Origin of the sequence: Parafrankia sp. EAN1pec, assembly GCF_000018005.1 — a bacterium.
Lineage (GTDB): Bacteria > Actinomycetota > Actinomycetes > Frankiales > Frankiaceae > Parafrankia > Parafrankia soli.
Genome location: NC_009921.1, coordinates 627,951 through 647,005 on the forward strand (window position 1 = coordinate 627,951; position 19,055 = coordinate 647,005).

Sequence of the window (19,055 nt, forward strand, 5' to 3'; positions counted from 1 at the left end):
GGTCCCCCGGTTGCTTTCAATATTCCCGAAGACTATAAGTGGGTTAACACTCGACAAGGTTGAGTGTCAACCTCCGGCGCGACGGGTGCCCGGGTCATGACCCGATCATCGTGTTCGTTTTGGGCCCCGCTGGCGGCCGGCACTCCTCCACACGGCTCAAGCCTGGGAGGAATCAGCTCGTGCCCCTGCGTTATGGCTTCCTCAGCACCTATCCGCCCACCCAGTGCGGTCTCGCGACCTTCACGGCCGCCCTGTTCGACGAGCTGAACAGTCCAGCGCCCGGTGCGTCCAGTGGGGTGGTGCGCCTCCTGGACGCCACCGACCGAGCCGGTGTCGTGCGAGCTGGTGCCACGCGAGCCGGTGCCACGGCCGAGCCGGCCGAGCCGGTGGCCAGACCACCGGGTCGATCCGGTGGGGCCGGCCGGCCGGTTCTGGTCGGAGATCTCGTCGCCGGCACGCCGGGCGGTCCGCGTGCGGCGGCACGGCTGCTGAACGGCTTTGACGTCGTCGTGGTGCAGCACGAGTACGGCGTGTATGGAGGTCCGGACGGCGACGAGGTGCTCGCGGTGCTCGACGCCCTCGACGTTCCGGTGATCGTCGTCCTGCACACCGTGCTGGTGAAGCCGACCTCGCACCAGCGGCATGTCCTGGAGTCCGTGGTCGCGTCGGCGGACGCGGTGGTCGTGATGACCGAGACCGCGCGGATCCGGCTCGTCGAGGGTTTCCAGGTCCATCCACGACGGGTGGTGGTCATCCCGCACGGCGCGGCGGACAACCGCCGGGCGCCAGCGGAGCACAGCGGCGGGCCGACCATCCTCACCTGGGGGCTGATCGGGCCCGGGAAGGGCATCGAGTGGGGCATCGCCGCGATGGCGGACCTTGCCGACCTCGATCCCGCCCCGCACTACGTCATCGCGGGCCAGACCCATCCGAAGGTCCTCGCGAGGGAGGGCGAGGCCTACCGGGAGGGGCTGGCCGCCCGGGTCCGCGACCTCGGCCTGACCGGCTCGGTCAGCTTCGACGATCGTTACCTGGACCCGGTGTCCCTCACGGAGCTCGTGCGCCAGGCCGACGTCGTCCTGTTGCCGTACGACTCGGTCGACCAGGTGACCTCCGGTGTCCTCATCGAGGCGGTCGCCGCGCTCCGGCCGATCGTCGCCACCCGGTTCCCGCACGCGGTCGAGCTCCTCGGCGACGGCAGCGGACTGCTCGTGCCGCACCGGGACCCAGCGGCCATCGCCGCCGCGGTGCGCCGCATAACGACAGACGAGACGGTGAGCGCCGGCCTGGCCAGCGCCGCGGCCGTCCAGGCCCCCGACCTGCTGTGGCCGGCGGTCGCCGGCCGCTACCGGCGGCTGGCCGCCGGACTGGTCGCCCGCACCGGGAGCCGGCCGTCGACCGCGCCCGTGCCGGTGGCCCGGTGAGCTCCGCGATCTCGTTCGACCACCTGTTCCGGCTCACCGACGACATCGGACTGTTCGAGCACGCCCTCGGTTCGGTGCCACGCCGGGAGCACGGCTACTGCGTGGACGACGTCGCGCGCGGGCTGGTCGTCCTCACCCGCGAGCCATCGCCCGGGGTGGACCTGGTGCGCCTGTTGGAGCGCTACCTCGCCTTCGTGCTGGCCGCGCAGGCGGTGGACGGCGCCGTCCACAACCGGCGGGACAGCGACGGGCGGTGGCGGGACGATCCCGGCCTCGGTGACTGCTGGGGCCGGGCGCTCTGGGGGCTGGGCACCGCGGCCGCCTCCGCGCCGACCCGGCGGTTGCGGGCCTCGGCGCGGGCCGGCTTCCTCGCCAGCGCGGGGCGCCGCTCGCCCTGGCCACGGGCCATGACGTTCGCCGCGCTCGGTGCCGGAGAGGTGCTGCTCGCCCATCCGGACGACGAGCCGGCGCGCGCGCTGCTCACCGCCGCCGTCGAGGTGATCGGACCGGTCGGCGCCAACCCGGGCTGGCCGTGGCCGGAGCCCACCCTGCGCTACGCCAACGGGGCCGTCCCGGAGGCACTGATCCTTGCCGGGATGTGCCTGCCCGACAAGGTGGTGCTCGCGGACGGTCTGCGGCTGTTGGCGTGGCTGCTCCAGGTGGAGACCCGTGACGGGAACCTGTCACCGACCCCGGTCGGCGGTCGCCGGCCGGGGGGAGATCCCGGGCCCGGTTTCGACCAGCAGCCCATCGAGGCCGCGGCGATCGCGGACGCCTGCGCCCGCGCCCACGCGGCGACCGGACGGAAAAGATGGCTGACCGGCCTCGGCCGCGCCCACGGGTGGTTCCTCGGGGACAACGACAGCTCGATGGCGTTACTCAACCCCGACACCGGCGGCTGTTACGACGGGCTCGAGCCCGGCGGCCGCAACCTCAACCAGGGCGCCGAATCGACGCTCGCCCTGCTCTCCACGACCCAGCACGCCCGCCGCCTCCTGGCATCGACGCCTTGATCGGCAGCACCCGGACCACAGCTGCCGGGTCGGCCCAGAACGACCTGGTCACGCGGCATCCGCTGGGGCTCTCCCCGAACAGCGACCGGGTCATCGCGAAGCTCTTCCTGCCCGGTGAGGAGGGCAGCCAGCCGCACTCCCGGGCCGCCGGCATCGTGGCCCGGGCTCTCGCCCTGCCCGAGCGGGAGGTCGACAGCCTGGTCGCCGACCTCCTCGAACGGTTCGAGCCGCGCCACCGGGACTACCGGGGCATCCTCGCGCGGCATGCCGCGGTGGTGACTCCGCGGGTGCCGGTGCCCGCGGAGCTCTCCCCAGCGCGCTGTCTGCTGCTCGGCGCGTGTTTCACCGCCGAGTACGCGGTGGAGGGCGCGGCCGTCACCAACCCCTCGGCGGTGCCGCACCCCGACCAGACCGGGCTGCCGTCCGGCGCGCTGCGACTGGCGTTGAGCCTGCGCGCTGTCGGGGAGGGCCATCTGTCCTCGATCGGCTTCGCCGTCGCGGTGATCGGTCCGGGCCCGGCGGTGCGCCTGGAGTCGCGGACCGGCCCACTCACCACCGGCGTCGCCGTACCCGTCGAGTGGGAGGCCGCCCGGCTGCGCGCCGTGCTCACCGAACACGGGCTCGACGACGAGGTCACCCGTGCCGTCCTCCAGAGCCTGGACCCACGGCGGCCCGGCAGTGAACCCGACCCCGATCTCTCCCGTGCCTTCGCCGCGGTTCCCCCCGACCTGCTCCGTCGCCCCCAGGCACCCGGGATCCTCGCCGGGATCCGCTCGATCGCCGGATCATTGCGGCGGGTCGAGTTCCCACCCGACAGCGCCCTGCCGCAACGGGTGCTGTGGCCCACCGTCACCAGCGAGAGCAACGGCATGGAGGACGCGCGGTTCGTCCGGTTCACCGCGCCGGACGGGACCGCGGACTACCGGGCCACCTACACCGCCTTCGACGGCACGGACATCTCCCCGCGCCTGCTCACCAGCCCCGACCTGCGGGTCTTCACCACCGCACCGCTCACCGGCCCGGCCGCCCGTAACAAGGGCATGGCGCTGTTCCCCCGGCTGGTCGACGGTCGCCATCTCGCGCTCTGTCGCTCCGACGGCGAGTCCACCGGTCTGACCGCATCGGATGACGGCCAGGTATGGGGGCCGGCGCGTCCGCTCCACGGGCCGCGGGTCGCCTTCGAACTGCTCCAGGTGGGCAACTGCGGGTCCCCGGTCGAGACGTCCGCGGGCTGGCTCACGCTCACCCACGGCGTCGGGCCGATGCGGACGTACACCATCGGCGCGATCCTGCTTGATCTCGACGATCCGGGAAGGGTGGTCGCGGCGCTGCCCGAACCACTGCTCGCTCCGACCGGGCAGGAGAGCACGGGCTATGTCCCCAACGTCGTCTACTCCTGCGGCAGCCTGATCCACCACGGTCTGCTGTGGCTGCCGTACGGGATCGGCGACACCCGGATCGGGATGGCCAGCGTGCCCGTCGACCGGCTCCTCGCACGAATGGTTCCCGTCGGGTGACCAGCCCGCGGGGGCGGCGGGATCAGAGGACAGGGTCGGCGAGAACGCCCGCGTAGACGGCGAGATAGTCGGCGACCATGCGCGCGGTGGAGAACCTCCGCCGTGCCATGGCCCGGCAGGCGGCGCGGTCAAGGGCCGCGGCGCGATCCACAGCGGCCGCCGCGGCCACCGGCCCGTCCACCAGGAAGCCGGTCACCCCCTCGTCGACCACCTCCGGCATCGCTCCGCGTGGGTAGGCGACGACCGGCGTGCCGCAGGCCATCGCCTCGACGACGGCCAGCCCGAACGGCTCATCGAACGCGATCGGATGCAACAGCGCCGCGGCTGAGCCCAGGACCTCGGCCCGCTGGGCCGGTCCCACCGAGCCGAGGTAACGGACCCGGTCCCCGTCGACGTGCGGGAGCACCTGCTCGGCGAAGTACCGCTCGTCCTGGACGATTCCGCAGATCACCAGGCGCCGCCCCGCGTGGCGGGCGATATCGACGGCGACCGCGGTGCCCTTGTCGGGATGGACCCGGCCGAGCACGACCAGGTCGTCTCCGCCCGCTGCCGAGAACGGGAGCTCGTCCAGGTCGACGCCGTGGTGAACAGTCGAGACGTACTTCAGCTCGGGGCTGCGGTCGGCGTCCGAGATCGACACGTATGCCGAGGCCGCCCGCGCGTAGGCGGGGACGATCCGCGGATCGGAGAAACCGTGGATCGTCGTGACCATGGGGGCCTGGAAGCTCGGCGCGAACGCCAGGGGCAGCCAGTCGAGATGGTTGTGCACGAGGTCGAACTCGCTGGAGCGGGCCAGTGCGTGGGCCACGTGGAGGGCCTCCCACACCCGGCCGTCGAGGGATGGGTCCTCGGCGTACCCGTGCGGGCACACGCCGTCCAGCTCGCCGGCCGTCACCGAATCCAACGTCGCGAACAGCGTGACGTCGACCCCGTGCTCGACCAGGCCCTCCGCGATGGTGCTGGCGACCTGCTCCCAGGGGCCGTAGTGCCGGGGCGGAGTGCGCCACGCGACCGGCGCGAGTATCGCGATCCTCACGGCGCTCCGGACCGGGCGCCGAGCGGCACGGCGCCCGCGTGGCGCAGGATCTGGCCGGACGGCCCGGACAGCCCGCCGGCCGCGGCCATCCGGAGGGCATCGGCTGCCACGTCCGCGGCCGTGTCGGGCGGGATCACGAGGAGAAAGAACCTGGGGCGGTTGCCGCCGTCCAGGGTGACCGTGTGCGGATCGAGGGTGCGGAACCAGCTGATCCGCACCGGTGGGCGGGTCGGCTGGGAAAGCCTGCGGGGGATACCGGTCCAGACGTCACCGTTGACCGCCAGTCGGCTGATCGGGTGACCGGCGGCGGACAGCGCCGCGACGAGCGCTGGAGCCTCACGGTCCAGCCGCCGGCTGTGTGGCCACCAGACTCCGTCGAAGGATCCGCGGCCGCCGGCGGGAGCGAGGGAGAGCCGTAGCCCACGGTCACCGGTGGGAGCTTCGGGGCAGGCGTCCGCCGAGGCCACGCGAAGCCGGGTTGGTGCGCCGCCGTCGTCGTCAAAACGCGCGAAATCGGCACGATCGAGAAAAGAAATCATCTGGCCTGCCGCCATGACGGCCACCTAACCCCGGCGATGAAGACGCCGGCCGGCCACGACCGGTGACGATATCGCTCGAGCGGCGACATTCGTAAATGACCGGCCTGCTCTCAACCGTACCACGGCAACGCAGGTCCGCACATTTGATCGACTCGGTCGAGATGCCGGGGCCGAGAAATCGTGTGAGGACGACGCCGCGAGTCGATTCCGCACCAGCGACGCGGCCCGCACCCCGCCAGTGATCCGGCACAGACCACGATTGTGGCACCACCCGGCACGCCGACTGCTTTCAACCACCGAAAGACTTCGAGAGGTGTCTGCGCTTCTCGGGCGATAAGCGCATCGTGATGGTTCCGCGCTCACATCTCTTCGGGACATCACAGCCCAACACCGATCGCTCACCCGGTGTTAGCATCGACGAAATCGGCTCGCCGGAAGGAGCTCGGCGGTCTGTTTTCGGACACGGTGGTCGACAGCCAGCAAAGCCCGCATCGATGTCCTCCCGCTCGAGCACCACACGGCGCACAGAACGTGGAATTCCACGATCCATCCCGCGCCCACCGACGGCGTGAGCCCATCCGCTGCCGTGGACGCCGTGACCGGTTCCAACCGGGCCGCGACCCTGACACTGCTGGCCCACCCTCGCCTGACCGGCATGAGCACCGCCGAGATGGACGCATTCGCAGCACGGCTGGCCTCAGTGCAGGCCGCCCGCCGGGAGCAGCGCCGCTACCAGCAGCGAGGCCGTCAGCGCCTGCCCGGATCCCGCGGGGGGCGTGTTACCGCAGAAGATCACCAGCGGTGAACGTGTCCTCGCCGCCATCCTTCACCACCGCAAGGTGTGCACCGGACGGGTCCTGGCCGATCTGTGCGGTGGCTGACACCGCGTACCGCACCGCCGAACAGCTCCTCGCCTCCGTCGAACCGGCAGACAAGGCCGCCACACCGACGGATTAATTCTACACAGGCCCATTACCTGCGGGATTTGCTGACAGCCACACCGAGATCTACGGGACAGACCCCGCGCGGAAATATACGCCGGTTTCACGTACGCGCAATTCCGATGTCCTCGAGTGCGACCTGCCCGGACCAGTCGTCGCCGAGGTTTTCGGTGGTGCTGACATACAGGCGCTCATCATCGTCGTAGCCACGCCAGGCGACTGTGATCCCACCCGCCCATTCGGCCTGGCCGACCTGGTCGTTGCTGAGGGCATCTCGACGCCCCGGTCGCCGTCAGGTTGCGCTCGGTGCGCCGACCACGAGCTTGGGTGGGGCGGGAGTTACTGGGCGGTGACGATCGCTTCGTCGGCGGTGCCGCTTGCGGTCACCTGTTCATCTTCATCCCCAGCAGGTTCTTCCCCGACTGCGGCAGCGGTGGCCTTGCCGCTCTTGAGGATCAGGGCGACGAAGCCGCCGACGACCGAGAGAGCGCCGGCGAGGACGCCGGCCCACCGGAGGCCGTCAACGATCTCGTCCAGCGTGGGCCCGGGGACCGCGTTGTAGTCGAGGCCGTGGTTGGCGACCGCGATCAGGGCGGCCAGGCCCACGGCGCCGCCGATCTGCTGGGAGGTGGAGGCCACCGCCGAGGCGACGCCCTGTTCCATCGGCGCGACACCCATGCCGGCCGCCGCGAAGGTGGCGGTGAAGCCGACGCCGCCGCCCAGGCCCCACAGGACCATGCCGGGCAGCATCGACCAGAACGAGCCATCCACAGCCATGACCACGCAGACGAGGGCCACGCCGCCGCCGTTGGTCATCAGAGCCCCGGCCAGAGTGGCGCGGATGCCGAATCTGTTGAGCAGGACGGCCGTCACTGGTCCTCCGATCATGGAGAACACGCAGACGGGAAGGAATGCCAGGCCCGCCTCCGTCGGACTGTAGCCGAGGACGGGCTGGAGGTAGGTGGTGAGCACGTAATAGCCGGTGGCGAGGGTGCCCATGAAGAGGAAGGCGACCGCCATGGTCGTGGCCAGGGTGCGGGTGCGCACCAGCCGCAGCGGGAGGAGCCCATCCGGGGTGCGGGCTTCGGTCACCAGCAGGGCGACGAGGAGCACGCCGCCGATCACAATGGTGCCCAGCGCACGGACCGAGGTCCAACCGGACTCCGGGCCGCTGGCCAGGCCGAAGACGATGAGCGAGGAGCCTGCGGTGGCAAGCAGTGCGCCGGGCACATCGAACGCCTTGACGCCGCGCTTGACAGGCGCGTCGGCCGGCAGCAGTCGCGGCGCGGCCAGCAGGGCGATCAGCGCGAGCGGGACGTTGACGAAGAGGACGGACTCCCAGCCCCACCAGTCGGTGAACAGACCGCCGAGCAGGGAGCCGGCGGCGAGGCCGCCGCTGCCGACGGCGCCCCAGACGGCCAGGGCGCGGTTGCGCTCGGCTCCCTCGACGAAGCCGCTGTAGATCAGCGTGAGGATGGCGGGAAAGAGCAGCGCTCCGCCGATGCCCTGCAGGGCACGCGCGGCCACGAGCAGCCCAGGTTCGGGGGCGAGCCCGCCGGCGAGGGACGAGACGCCGTAGATGGCGACGGCGACCAGGAAGATCCGGCGTGCCCCGAGCCGGTCGACCGCGCGGCCGCCGAACAGGAGCAGGCCACCGAAGCCGACGGCGTAGGCACTCACCACCCATTGCAGCGACTGGGCCGAGAAGTCGAGGTCGGCGCCGATCTCGGGCAGCGCCACGTACACGATGTTGTAGTCAAGTGCGATGATGAGCTGGGCAAACGCGATTAGTGCGAGCCTGCCTCCCGACCGCGCTGGCGACCGAGTCGGTGAATTAGTCATGGGGTCGTCTGTCTCCTACGTGGTGGCAGTGGGGAATGTGCCCCGGGGCACGGCAAGAACCGGGGAATTCCGCGCCCGCGGTCGGGCGACCAGGCTGAATATCCGAGACTGAATATCCGAGGCCGAGTTCCTGGCTTGTTCAGTTTTTTGGGCTGGTTCAGAGACCGGTCAGGACTCGGACGCGGTCGGCGGTGGCGCGCCGCCCGACATCGGTCTCCGGTCCCAACGCGTCGAACCCGTGGGGCGCCCCGGGGTGCACGTGCAACTCGGTGGAAACGCCGGCCGCCGCGAGCCGACGTGCATACTCGATGCTCTCGTCACGGAAGATGTCGAGCTCGCCCACCTCGACGTAGGCCGGTGGCAGGCCGGTTAGGTCGTCTGCTCGGGCCGGCGCCGCGTACGGCGGGATCGCGGGATCGGGCGTGGTGTTGCGGTCATCGAGCATCGGGTAGATCAGGATCTGTCGGGCCAGTACGGGGCCGCCTCGGTCGCGTGCCAGCAGGGCCACCGCGGCGGCCAGTCCACCGCCTCCGCTGTCGCCCATGACCGCGATCCGTGCTGGGTCGACCCCGAGCTCGACTGCGTGGTCAGCCAACCACCGCAGCGCGGCGTAGCAGTCCTCCGCCGGCGTGGGGTGGGAGTGCTCCGGGGCGAGGCGATACTCGACCGACAACATGGGGACACCGGTTGCCGACACGTATCGGGCGACCCACGGATCGTAGAGTTCGGCTTCAACGCTCACCCGCCGCGTCTTCCAGCCACCCACCGGCGGGGGCTCGACTTCTGGCGCGGCTGCCAGGAACGGTGCTATGGCCACTGCGAGCTGGGGATCGAGTGCGAACGTCATGCGATTCCTTCCAGGGGTGTCCGTGGTAAGCCGGCGTTGGTGTCGAAGAAGGCATAGATGTGCCGAATGCACCCGTTGCTGAAGACGGCGGCATCGGCATCGGAGCCGGTTGCGACGGGCGTGCCTGCTCGGGGTGATCCGAACTCCCAAAAGAATCGGCCTTGGTCGGTGCTGGATGGCGATGAAGATCTTTCCGTCGCCGGTGGCGAAGTCGTAGAGGGCTGGTCTGGCGTCATCGACGACCCGCGGCCTCCTGCCCGAGGCGGGAACCGGACGGGACAGCGTCGAACACCACAGCCCTGGACAACCCCGCGACCCAGGACGCGGATCTCGTGCGCCGACCGTATCTCGTCTACCGACCGATTTCCGTGCAGTGCTTAGTTTCCATGCAGAGCACTATACAAGCGCGTCGTACGATGTCGAGTGTGGGAGAGCAGACACCAGGCCGACGGGCGCGGCTACGGGCGCAGACCACCGCCGAGATCCAGGCCATCGCGCTGCGGCACATGGCCGAGGGCGGCCCCGACGCCATCTCCCTGCGCGCCATCGCCCGCGAGATGGACATGAGCGGCAGCGCCATCTACAGCTACTTCGCCACCCGCGACGCGTTGATCGCGAGGCTCATCAACGACGTCTACACGTCGCTTATGGACGAGGTAGAGATCGCCCGCGACGCCCTCCCCCCCGACGACATCGCTGGCCGGATCCTGGCCCTGGGGCAGGCCGTGCGCCGATGGTCGGTGGCCAACCCGGAACGCTTCCGACTGATCTACGACCATCCGGCGCCCGGCCACCACGCGCCCGGCGACGGATCCACCTTCGACGCCGCCAAGCGGGCCTGCCTGGCGCTCACCGAGCTCGTCGCCGCCGCGTGGCCCCACGCCGAACCCGTCCAGCCCGTGGGCGACCATCAGTGGTCCGACTTCGCACCCGACCTGGTGACCGCCGTCCGCGACGCCTTTCCCGAGCTACCACCCGCCGGGGTCGCCCTCGCCATGCGCGTCTGGGGCCGCATGCACGGCCTCGTCGCACTCGAGGTCCACGGCCACCTCGGCCTCCTGACCAATGACCCCGCCGAGCTCTACCGCGTCGAGCTCCTCGACCTCATCAGATCGCTCGGGCTGGGCCAGGACATCGACAGGCCGGGGATCTCAAAGCCGGCGTCGCGAACGCCTCCACATTGAGCTGGTCGCAAGGCTGGTGGCCAAGAAGCGCGAAGGCGACCCACTCGCCGCCCTGACCGAGCGAGAGCGCAAAGTGCTCGACATCATGGCCCAGGGTCATTCGAACAGCGCCCTGTCCACGGAGCTGTGCCTCAGCGGCAAGACGGTCGAGGCCCACGTCCGCAGCATCTTCACGAAGCTGAACCGGCCCCCGGATGCCAGCGCTCACCGGCGCGTGCTCGCTGTGCTCGCATTCCTGCGCTCTTGATCAGGATCATCAACTCGGGACACATGTGCGTCGGCCCGCGCCAGCCAATCTTCACCGCGTGGAGGTTGGTGGGGTGGTGCGCCGCGCCCAGGTGGCAAAGAGGATAAGGGCGAGCAGCGGGAACGCCACGGCGAACAGGAGGGCCTCTCAAACAGGAGAGTCTCCACCGAACCCGGGCGGTTCAGTACGGCACCCAGGGTAGACACCCACACTCGTCCACGTGCCCCACAAACAGGATCTGCAGGGGTTTCCTAGATCGTTACGATCCTGAGGAGGTCTTCCAAGCCGGCGAGGTCGGCGGCGTTGCGGGTGTAGATGCTGGCTCCGTGGGCGTGTGCGGTGGCCGCGATCAGCAGGTCCATCGTGCGTGCGCGTGGCTGGCGTCCGGCTTCGACGACGCGGGCGGCGAGACGTCCGTAGCTGTCGGCGACGGCGTCGTCGATGGGCAGCGGGTCGAACCGTCGCTGGATCGTGCTGAGGCGGGCGAGCCGGGTTGCGCGGGCCTGGGGTGTCTTGGCGACGAGGATGCCGAACTGTAGTTCGGCGATGCTGATGACGCTGACTGCCAACTCGCCGGGGATTGGGGTGACGTCCGTGGCGACCAGGACACTGGTGTCGAGGACGCCGCGATTCATCGGCTTTCCCAGGGATCTGTGAGGGAACCGTCGACGAGGTTGCGGTCCTCAGGCCAGTCGGTGTCCTCCGGCTGTGCGAAGAGTTCTGCCAGGTCGTCCCAGTGCCGCCACACGCGCGGACTCACCGGGCCGAGGACGGCTGCTGGTCGGCCGGCCACGGTGATGGTGAGCCGTTCACCGGCCTGGGCGCGTCGTACCAGGTCGCTGGCGTTCTGCCGGACCTCTCGAAGCCCTATCTCGTCCACCTTCCAAGGGTAGCACTTGTGCTACCTGCTCTGGTCCTCGCGGAGACGGGCCGGGTGGCCGCTGCTGCCGTCTGTCCGGCGCAAGGATCTACCGGGTTGCCCGTTGTGTGTGGATCGACTACAGGGCGTTACAGAGGCTTGGGGGTGTAGTGGTCCTCGACCTCGACGGGCTCACCCCGCGGGCGCTGGGCACCTTCGAGCGTCTTGACGTTTGCCTGCAGGCTGAAGCCCGTCGCCTTCGGCGGCCGCCTAACAACCGGGGCGGAGACGGGGTGTCCCTGCCGGGTCAGCTCCTCAGCCAGGTGCTGCAGAGACTTCGTCGTCCACCGCAGCGGAGACTCCGGGTCACCCCGCTAGTGCGGCTCGACCAGCCCCAGCAACACTTTCAGCGCGGCAGGGTCGTTCTCCTCGACCCGCTTGCGGTCACCGCTCGGCGCACGGACACGACCACCAGGCAACGATCGGGCGCCCGCTTCCAACTCCGACACCCCCCGACGCGCGGTGGTCTCGCTCACCTGGGGCGATCCGCGCGACGACGCGTACACCGCCATGTCCGAGCAGCCGGGCCTCCGTGGCCAGGGCCAACCTCCGCCACGCCTATGCCGATGGCCGGAAGCGACTTGTAAATCGTGGTTTCGAGGTCCTCGGTGCCCCGCCGTACGATGCCCTCCGGCAACGCTCTGTCATCGCCACGACTGACGGTGGCCGATCCGCCGTCCCACTCGGGGGCTCCCGCGGCGCGGAGATCGGACGTTCACAGCGCCGCCAGGGCCGATCGCAGGGTGGGGTGGGCTGTTCAGAAGACCCTGGGTTGGACCCGCCCGAAGATCCGCACCCCGCACCCCGCACGCCGCCGACCGCTGGACCTGGCTGGTCCTCGTCGCTCACACCCAACGCCGCCTCGCTCGACCCTGGCCTATGGTCTGCGCCGCCCGTGGGAGAGACCTGCCCCCCCGGAACGGCAGGCAGGCATGCAGGTTGAACGACGCGCTTAGGTGCCCGTGCCGTCGGCGCAGAGGCGTTCGTGGACGACCTGGAATGCGTTTCCGGCCGGGTTGATCTTGACGAAGGCGTAGCAGTTGAGCGGCTGGCTGGCGTTGTTACTGAGGTCTATCGGCGCGATCAGGCCGCCCGCGTCGTAGTCGGAGACCTTCCGTAGCGCGCTGATGAATCCCTCGCGGGTGGGGCAGGAACCGGCCAGTTCGAGGCCGCGAAGGAACATGTCAGTGTAGATGTAGGCGTGCATGGCGAACTGCTGTTCGGGGACGAACGTCTCCGGCGCAAAGCGGGCCATCGCCGCGCGGTAGCGGTCGATGGCCGCGCCCCCGGCCTCGAAGGGCCGGAAGTAGACGGGGAACGAGACACCGGAGAGTGCCGGGCCCAGCGTGGCGAGCAGGCTGTGGTCGTACCCGGTGAGCGCGACGCTGCTGGAGAGGTCCAGGTGCGCCGCGCGGGCGGCCTGCGCGATCGCGGCGAAGTCCCCCGAGGTCGTGAAACCAATCATGGAGTCGGCGCCGGCGGCCGATATCTGCTGGACCACCCGGGCCGGGCTGTCTGTGCTGCTTGCATAGGAGATCGCGTCGGTCGTACCGAGACCGATCGCTTGGAAGGCGGCCTGGTATCGCGCCATGACCTGCAGCGTGAAGGCCGACGCCCCCGTGGTCACGAAGGCGACCTTTGTTCCACCGCTGGCCTGGATGTAGCGGCCGATGGTGTCGGGTGACGCTGCGTACAGATAGGTGAAGAAGTTCTGGTATTTACCCCAGTCCGGCTGAGCGAAGCCGACAATGGGGACTTTCTGCGCGGCAAGGCCGTCCAACGAGTCCCCGAGCGCGGCGGTGGCCGTCACCAGGCCGAAGATCGAGTCCTGCTGGACGAGGTTCGTGGTGACGTTGGCGTTCTGCGGGGGGGAGTTCGCGTCGTCACGCCACTGGTAGACGATCCGACGGCCGTGTATGCCGCCTTCCTGATTGGCCAACCCGATCCTGGCGTCGACACCGGAGCGGGCCGAGTCGAACGCGGCGCTGCCGGGACCCGAGTCGGTGACCACGAGGCCAAGATTTATCTGGTTGGCGGTGACGCCGGGGCTGTTGCAGGCAGCGGCCTCCGCCTTGCCGCCGTCTCCCGACGCGGAACAGCCGGTCACGGCAACCGTAAGAATCGCGGCCGCCGCGCCCCCCAGCAACCTCGCCGATAATCTACCCAGGAACATCTGTTTCTCCACAGAAAATAAAGAGGCTGATGGTGGGATCGGCGATGCGCCAATCCGGCTGGGTCACTCCCAGATCCGCCGCCATGCAAACCTTCGTTCTCGTAGATCTTCAATCTAAACACGACAAGCCAGGATAGTATATCTACTGAGTTCCGTCAGTCGGGTGAGCTGCAGCGTGGAATCGGGAGACGGCACCGCTGGTCCTCCGCCGAGTGCCTTTCCCGCGCCGCCGGCGCACCGTTCGCTGTCCCGACTTCTCTGCTGGCGCAAGTTCGGTCGGCCGGGGAGCGGTCACGACCCTTTCCGCTGGGCCGCGCAGCCGCCGGCACACCTCTGCTCCAAGGCCGGTGACTGGATCACCGGCCAAACGATGGTCGTCGACGGCGGATGGATCAAGCGGCTCTGACGCCGCCGTCCGCGCATCTGGGGGTGCCATAAATGGGGGATAGCAATCCACAGCCAGTGTCTGGAAGTAGAACGTGTCCTCGGGGGTGCCAGTGGACGGGTAGTGCATGTGCTGCGTAGATCTGATCTGTGTTGCTGCACGGGCCGGTCATGGACGGAAGGAGCAGGTCGGACGGCTGCCGGCGCTGGTACCTGTCAGCTACATGACACGCATGGCGCGTTGGCGGGCTGTGTCAGCCCGCCAAGACGGGCGGGGGATCGTGGGACGGGGGCCGTCGATGACGTCTGTTTCGCCCGAGTTCCGCAGTTCGTGGGCACACAGCGAAGATCGCTGAGGTGAACCCGCAGGTGCTGATGAACCTGGGCCGGGTCGACCGGGTCGACATGGACGGGCTGCTGCGGCTGGCCGCCTCGATCCGGGCACACTTCGGCGACGGCGGGCCGGACGCGGCCGGCTCCGGCGACGCGGGCCTGGCCGCGGGCACAGGGCCTATGGAGGTCGTCGACGCCCGCCCCGTCGGCGCGACGTGGCTACTCGACGGGCTGTGGCGTGAGCTCGGCGTGGCCGCCGCACTGGAGAAGGGGGTGGCGGACCGCAGGTTCACCACCGCGGTGGAGCGGGTGCTGTTCGCGCTCGTGGCGAACCGGGCGGTCGAGCCGATGTCGAAGCTGTCGGCGGCCGAGTGGGCGAGCGAGGACGTCGTCGTCCCCGGCCTGAACAGCATGGACGACGACCAGGCGTACCGGGCGATGGACCTGCTCGTGGAGGCCGACGTGGCAGGCGCAGTGCAGGAGGCGGTGTTCTTCTCCGTCGCGCACTTGCTCAACCTCGAGGCGGACCTGCTGTTCTTCGACACGACCTCGACCTACTTCGAACGCGACACCGAGGAGGACGACCAGGCCGGTGCCGACGGCGAGGTCAGCCCCGGGTTCCGCAAGTACGGCAAGAGCAAGGACCACCGAGACGACCTGCCCCAGGTCGTGATCGGGCTGGCCGTCACCCGGGAGGGGATCCCGGTGCGGGTGTGGTGCTGGCCGGGCAACACCTCCGACCAGACTGTGCTCGCCCAGGTCAAAGACGACCTCCGCTCCTGGAAGTTGGGCCGGGTCGTCACCGTCGTCGACCGCGGCTTCTCCTCGGCGGCGAACCTGGCCTACCTGCGCCGCGCCGGCGGGCACTACCTCGCCGGGATGCGGATGCGCGATGGCAACCCGCTCGTGGACACGGTGCTCGCCCACCAGGGCCGCTACCAGACCGTCCGGGACAACCTGCGCGTCAAGGAGATCAAGCTGCCCGAGGCCGGTGACACCCGGTTCGTGCTCTGCTACAACCCCGACGAGGCGGTCTGTGACCAGGCGAAACGCGAGGCCGCCGTCCAACGGGTCGAAGACGAACTCGCCCGGGTCCGCGACCAGCGCAAGCGGGACCGCGACCGGCAGCTCACCCCCGCCGCCCGCGAACGGGTCGAAGCCGCGCACCTGCGCGCCGAGTGCGCGCTGCGCGACCACCCGAGCCTGGGCCGCTGGGTCCGCCAGACCCCGACCGGCCGCCTTGCCCTCGACCGGGCGAAAGTGAAAGCCGAAGCCGGCTGGACGGCAAGTACCTGCTCGCCACCTCCGACCCGGACCTGTCCGCCGAAGACGCCGCCCTGGGCTACAAGAACCTCCTCGAAGCCGAACGCGGCTTCCGTGACATGAAAAGCGAACTGCTGCTCCGGCCGGTGTTCCACCGCCTCGAACACCGCATCCGCGCCCACGTCCTGATCTGCTGGCTCGCCCTTCTCCTGGTGCGCGTCGCCGAACGCCGCACGGGGCAAACCTGGCGCACCCTGCGCCGGCAGACCGGCCGGATCGTGCAGGTCACCCTCGCCGGACCCGCCGGCACCGTCGCCCAGACCACCACCCTCACCCCAGCCCAGAAGGCCCTCTACCAGGCCGTTTCCGTGCCAGGTACGACATCCGTTATGAGGAGCGGCCCTGGTGTGTCATCCCTGTAGCTCGCAGGCTCAAGCCGACTTCTGGCACCCCAACAAGCGTACCCAGGGGTTCGGTCGCCACCGGTGCACAGGACGAAGGCCAGCGGAGGGGCGTCGGACGCCCGAATCTGCCGCTTCCCCTTCACATTTACGCGTCGCGATCATGGCCTGTGCGGACGTGCCGTCGACACAACGACAGCTGCGTGGGTCGGTATCCGACCCACGCAGCTGTTCGTGTATCTAACGATCAATGCTGAGGTGCCCGAGACGCAGACGCCTGCGGGCGTGCATCAGACCGGGCGGACGTGCTCCGCCTGCGGGCCCTTCTGGCCCTGCGTGACATCGAACTCCACGCGCTGGTTCTCGTCCAGGCTACGGAAGCCCGCGCTGTCGATCGCCGAGTAGTGAACGAAAACGTCCGGGCCGCCGCCGTCCTGCGCGATGAACCCGAAGCCCTTTTCGCCGTTGAACCACTTGACAGTGCCCTGAGCCATGTACTTCTCCTTCGTGGGAGCCGAACCGGGGCCGCCTGGTGCGGGCCGGGGTGCCGCGGTGTGATCGCCCCCACTGTCGGACTGGTCGGAATACAACAAGCGCCTGCTGTTGGAATCTGCGCGCGTCCATACGTTCGAGGAACCTACAACTGCAACGGGACTAACCTACCACTCATCACGCCAGCCCGTTGCCTGCCGTCGGGAGGCCTGCCGCGGCGGAAGCCACGGGGTTGGGAACGGAACCAGACGCTGGGAACCGACGTCAAAGGCGCACGAGGCACCGGCGAAACGGGAAGCGGTGTCCCGACGGGGTCTGTCGCCGCGGTCCTGGTTGCCCACGGCTCGCTGGTCGAGCTGCGGATCGGCCTACCAGCGCCGGTGTCGCTCGTCGCCGCAAGCATCCCCGACGTTCTTTTGCCGGGGTGGCGGGATCACCGCTGGCACGCTACCGAAGGCCGGCACAGGGCTGCGGGAAAAGAATCGGATCGCGCGGGAGGGGGCTGCTACCACCGAGGCCCTGAGACGGCATAGATCGTCGGGCCGCCCTCCATCTGAGCGATCGATTATCGAGTGTAACTCGGGCCCCTCGATGTCACGTGGACATCGATATGTATATCTGTTGCATCGCCGCACCCCGTCCTCGGCAGTATGCGATCAAAGTGTGGGGCGTCCCGGCGCAAGGTCCGGGGTGTAGGCCGTCGGGTCTCCTGTTCGTCGGGCCTTTGCCGCGTACATCGCGAGGTCGGCGCGGTGGAGCAGGGTTTCAGCGGTGGGGGGTTCGCTGGCCGGGTCGACGACGACGAGTCCGGTGCTGGTGGCGATGGTGTAGGTGGTGCCCTCGAGGTCGATCGGTGCCCGTACCGACGCGGCGAGGCGCCGTCCGACCATTTCGGGGTCTTCGACGACTGGGTCGAGGATGATCGCGAACTCGTCGCCACCGAGACGGGCGACTGTGTCCGAGGGCCGCACGTTGTTGACGAGGCGCCGCGCGGTGATCCGCAGAAGGTCGTCACCGGCTGCGTGGCCGACGGCGTCGTTGACCCGTTTGAAGTTGTCGAGGTCGCAGAACAGCACCGCGAGCCGCCCGGCGGGCTGATCGCGGTGGCGCAGCGCCAGCGCGAGCCGGTCGATGAACAGGGTGCGGTTCGCCAGCCCGGTGAGCGGGTCGTGGAACGCCTGGTATCGCAGTTCGTGCTGTTTCTCCTCGACCTGGCTGAGGAGGCGGATGTTGTCGGCCATCGTGACCATCTGCCGGACCAGTGCGATCAGCAGCAGGGCCAGCATCGCCCAGACCTCCTCCTGGCGGGCGATGTCCCCACCGGAGGCCTCGATCACCGTCGCGATACCGGCTGCGGTCAACGGCAGGTATGGCAGGACCGCGTGCCACCAGCGGCGCCGCGCCGGGACGAACGGCCTGTCGGCATCAGGGCCGGCATTCCGCGTGGACTGTGAGGTGTCGGGCGAGAGTGCCGCGAGCCCGATGAACAGCGGACCTGCGAGCTGGATGAGGTCGACCAGCCGCGGGACGTCACGCAGACCACGTACGACCACGGCCGTGTAACAGATGATCGAGACGGTGACGGTGAGTAGACCCAGGGTGAGTAGACCCAGCTCCAGGCCGAGCCCTGGGCGTGGCTGGCGGAACACGGCTACCAGGAACACGGCGACCGTGACGACCAGGCTGGCTGCTGCAAGGATGATCGAGTAGATGGGTCCGGCGGCCAGCGGGCCCTTCCCCTCGACCGCTTCCTCGAGAACGGCGATCCAGGCCAGCAACGTAATCGCGCCGACCACGATCAGACCGTCCAGAATCGTGATCACGTACCAGTGGCGGTCCCGGCCCCGCCCGGGCTCCCGTGACGACCCGTCGAGCGGGTCCGACGGGTAGCGCAGCACACCGGCCAGGCCGAACGCCTGCGGGATCAGGTAGATCAGCGACACTGGCGTCTGCCGCGGAACCGGCGGAGCTCCCGCGACCGTGTCCAGGAATATCGCGGCCGACCCGGCACAGATACTCAGCACCATCACCGCGACCAGTAACCGCCACGCCCGATCCGCACCACCCCGTCGCAGCCCGGTCACCACACAGGTCACACCACCCAGCAACAGACATAACATCATGGCCAGGCGGATGGTGAGTAGTGCCGCACGGTCAGGGAGAATCACCGCGACGATCGCTGAGGCAACGACCAGCAGCAGACAGATCGTCACCGCCCACCAGAACCCGCGGCCCGCACGTCCACGGCTCAGCGCCGCCCGCGGTTGCTCGGCCGGCGCTATGGCTGCGTCGCCCATCCCGCTCACCGCCCCAGGCCGCGCGGCCCAACGCCCATCGCCGGACCTCGAGTCCCGCACCTGCTCGTGCCCAAATCTCACCGAAGATACACAGTTGGTTACAGATAGCAAGAGGTGGCGGATGGGTTCCGCGGGGTCTGAACCCATGTGTGCCGAACGTCTCACGCCCTGATCGGAAGGGCTGGCCGGTACCGGCCGGTTCG

At 69.4% G+C, this 19,055-nt stretch carries 17 protein-coding genes and 2 pseudogenes; 8 read left to right on the forward strand and 11 right to left on the reverse strand.

The genetic code is table 11. The features are described 5' to 3' along the window. The first annotated feature begins 179 nt into the window (after positions 1–179). The 3 genes from FRANEAN1_RS02615 (at position 180) to FRANEAN1_RS02625 (ending at position 3,954) form a co-directional block, all read left to right on the forward strand. A complete protein-coding gene (locus FRANEAN1_RS02615; RefSeq protein ID WP_020458195.1) occupies positions 180–1,424 on the forward strand; it encodes a glycosyltransferase in 1,245 nt (414 codons plus the stop codon). Continuing rightward, on the forward strand, positions 1,421–2,437 hold the full coding sequence (locus FRANEAN1_RS02620; RefSeq protein WP_020458196.1) for a hypothetical protein: 1,017 nt from the start codon (positions 1,421–1,423) through the stop codon (positions 2,435–2,437). Before FRANEAN1_RS02615 ends, FRANEAN1_RS02620 begins: the two co-directional genes overlap by 4 nt. A gap of 155 nt (positions 2,438–2,592) precedes the next feature. Then, entirely contained in the window at positions 2,593–3,954 is a 1,362-nt protein-coding gene (locus FRANEAN1_RS02625; protein ID WP_041255353.1) for a glycoside hydrolase family 130 protein, read from the forward strand. A 22-nt stretch (positions 3,955–3,976) separates the two neighbouring features. Here the strand turns inward: FRANEAN1_RS02625 and FRANEAN1_RS02630 are convergent, their stop codons facing one another. The 5 genes from FRANEAN1_RS02630 to FRANEAN1_RS02645 all read right to left on the reverse strand — a co-directional run bounded on the left by FRANEAN1_RS02630 (position 3,977) and on the right by FRANEAN1_RS02645 (position 9,159). Beyond that, complete coding sequence (locus tag FRANEAN1_RS02630; RefSeq protein WP_020458198.1) at positions 3,977–4,990, reverse strand: glycosyltransferase family 4 protein; 1,014 nt, start codon at positions 4,988–4,990, stop codon at positions 3,977–3,979. After that, on the reverse strand, positions 4,987–5,544 hold the full coding sequence (locus FRANEAN1_RS36740) for a DUF5994 family protein (RefSeq protein WP_020458199.1): 558 nt from the start codon (positions 5,542–5,544) through the stop codon (positions 4,987–4,989). The genes FRANEAN1_RS02630 and FRANEAN1_RS36740 overlap by 4 nt, the downstream gene beginning before the upstream one ends. Before the next feature lie 682 nt (positions 5,545–6,226). Next, positions 6,227–6,352 (reverse strand): hypothetical protein, encoded by a 126-nt coding sequence (locus tag FRANEAN1_RS42940; RefSeq protein ID WP_347176958.1) that lies wholly within the window; start codon positions 6,350–6,352, stop codon positions 6,227–6,229. Between the two features lie 457 nt (positions 6,353–6,809). After that, on the reverse strand, positions 6,810–8,312 hold the full coding sequence (locus FRANEAN1_RS02640) for an MFS transporter (RefSeq protein WP_020458201.1): 1,503 nt from the start codon (positions 8,310–8,312) through the stop codon (positions 6,810–6,812). A 157-nt stretch (positions 8,313–8,469) separates the two neighbouring features. Continuing rightward, on the reverse strand, positions 8,470–9,159 hold the full coding sequence (locus FRANEAN1_RS02645; RefSeq protein WP_020458202.1) for an alpha/beta hydrolase: 690 nt from the start codon (positions 9,157–9,159) through the stop codon (positions 8,470–8,472). A 416-nt stretch (positions 9,160–9,575) separates the two neighbouring features. Here FRANEAN1_RS02645 and FRANEAN1_RS02650 point away from each other — a divergent pair, with 416 nt between their 5' ends. After that, positions 9,576–10,343, forward strand: coding sequence for a TetR/AcrR family transcriptional regulator (locus tag FRANEAN1_RS02650; RefSeq protein ID WP_157472290.1), 768 nt, complete (start codon positions 9,576–9,578; stop codon positions 10,341–10,343). A gap of 16 nt (positions 10,344–10,359) precedes the next feature. Then, on the forward strand, positions 10,360–10,590 hold the full coding sequence (locus FRANEAN1_RS42945) for a helix-turn-helix transcriptional regulator (RefSeq protein WP_020458204.1): 231 nt from the start codon (positions 10,360–10,362) through the stop codon (positions 10,588–10,590). Positions 10,591–10,841: 251 nt separating this feature from the next. Here the strand turns inward: FRANEAN1_RS42945 and FRANEAN1_RS02665 are convergent, their stop codons facing one another. From FRANEAN1_RS02665 to FRANEAN1_RS40665, 3 genes and pseudogenes are all read right to left on the reverse strand, one after another. Then, positions 10,842–11,225 carry a type II toxin-antitoxin system VapC family toxin gene (locus FRANEAN1_RS02665; protein ID WP_020458205.1) on the reverse strand — a complete coding sequence of 128 codons (384 nt, stop codon included), beginning with the start codon at positions 11,223–11,225 and terminating at the stop codon, positions 10,842–10,844. Next, positions 11,222–11,470, reverse strand: coding sequence for a type II toxin-antitoxin system prevent-host-death family antitoxin (locus FRANEAN1_RS02670; RefSeq protein WP_020458206.1), 249 nt, complete (start codon positions 11,468–11,470; stop codon positions 11,222–11,224). Before FRANEAN1_RS02670 ends, FRANEAN1_RS02665 begins: the two co-directional genes overlap by 4 nt. 179 nt (positions 11,471–11,649) lie before the next feature. Next, positions 11,650–12,049, reverse strand: a pseudogene (locus FRANEAN1_RS40665) (ISAzo13 family transposase); the annotation flags it as partial. A 218-nt stretch (positions 12,050–12,267) separates the two neighbouring features. Between FRANEAN1_RS40665 and FRANEAN1_RS42950 the strand changes: the two are divergent. Beyond that, positions 12,268–12,432 (forward strand): annotated as a pseudogene (locus tag FRANEAN1_RS42950) (transposase); the annotation flags it as partial. Between the two features lie 29 nt (positions 12,433–12,461). Here FRANEAN1_RS42950 and FRANEAN1_RS02680 read toward each other — a convergent pair. Continuing rightward, positions 12,462–13,616: an ABC transporter substrate-binding protein gene (locus FRANEAN1_RS02680; protein WP_347176959.1), complete on the reverse strand. Its 1,155-nt coding sequence runs from the start codon at positions 13,614–13,616 to the stop codon at positions 12,462–12,464. 807 nt (positions 13,617–14,423) lie between these two features. On the opposite strand from FRANEAN1_RS02680, the gene FRANEAN1_RS02690 reads away from it, so the two are divergent. Both FRANEAN1_RS02690 and FRANEAN1_RS36750 read left to right on the forward strand, forming a co-directional pair. Beyond that, positions 14,424–15,785 (forward strand): IS1634 family transposase, encoded by a 1,362-nt coding sequence (locus tag FRANEAN1_RS02690; protein WP_049795567.1) that lies wholly within the window; start codon positions 14,424–14,426, stop codon positions 15,783–15,785. After that, complete coding sequence (locus FRANEAN1_RS36750) at positions 15,782–16,084, forward strand: hypothetical protein (RefSeq protein WP_020458212.1); 303 nt, start codon at positions 15,782–15,784, stop codon at positions 16,082–16,084. Before FRANEAN1_RS02690 ends, FRANEAN1_RS36750 begins: the two co-directional genes overlap by 4 nt. Positions 16,085–16,353: 269 nt before the next feature. Here the strand turns inward: FRANEAN1_RS36750 and FRANEAN1_RS02695 are convergent, their stop codons facing one another. After that, positions 16,354–16,557 (reverse strand): cold-shock protein, encoded by a 204-nt coding sequence (locus FRANEAN1_RS02695; RefSeq protein WP_007507818.1) that lies wholly within the window; start codon positions 16,555–16,557, stop codon positions 16,354–16,356. A 654-nt stretch (positions 16,558–17,211) separates the two neighbouring features. Beyond that, complete coding sequence (locus FRANEAN1_RS02700; protein ID WP_020458213.1) at positions 17,212–18,852, reverse strand: GGDEF domain-containing protein; 1,641 nt, start codon at positions 18,850–18,852, stop codon at positions 17,212–17,214. Between the last annotated feature and the right edge of the window lie 203 nt (positions 18,853–19,055).

Excerpts from the sequence above, each read along its gene's own strand:
- FRANEAN1_RS36750 (WP_020458212.1), top strand. The coding sequence starts at position 15,782 with ATGAAAAGCGAACTGCTGCTCCGGCCGGTGTTCCACCGCCTCGAACAC.
- FRANEAN1_RS02640 (WP_020458201.1), bottom strand. The coding sequence starts at position 8,312 with ATGACTAATTCACCGACTCGGTCGCCAGCGCGGTCGGGAGGCAGGCTC.
- FRANEAN1_RS02695 (WP_007507818.1), bottom strand. The coding sequence starts at position 16,557 with ATGGCTCAGGGCACTGTCAAGTGGTTCAACGGCGAAAAGGGCTTCGGG.
- FRANEAN1_RS02650 (WP_157472290.1), top strand. The coding sequence starts at position 9,576 with ATGTCGAGTGTGGGAGAGCAGACACCAGGCCGACGGGCGCGGCTACGG.
- FRANEAN1_RS36740 (WP_020458199.1), bottom strand. The coding sequence starts at position 5,544 with ATGGCGGCAGGCCAGATGATTTCTTTTCTCGATCGTGCCGATTTCGCG.
- FRANEAN1_RS02700 (WP_020458213.1), bottom strand. The coding sequence starts at position 18,852 with ATGGGCGACGCAGCCATAGCGCCGGCCGAGCAACCGCGGGCGGCGCTG.
- FRANEAN1_RS02645 (WP_020458202.1), bottom strand. The coding sequence starts at position 9,159 with ATGACGTTCGCACTCGATCCCCAGCTCGCAGTGGCCATAGCACCGTTC.
- FRANEAN1_RS02665 (WP_020458205.1), bottom strand. The coding sequence starts at position 11,225 with ATGAATCGCGGCGTCCTCGACACCAGTGTCCTGGTCGCCACGGACGTC.
- FRANEAN1_RS42940 (WP_347176958.1), bottom strand. The coding sequence starts at position 6,352 with ATGGCGGCGAGGACACGTTCACCGCTGGTGATCTTCTGCGGTAACACG.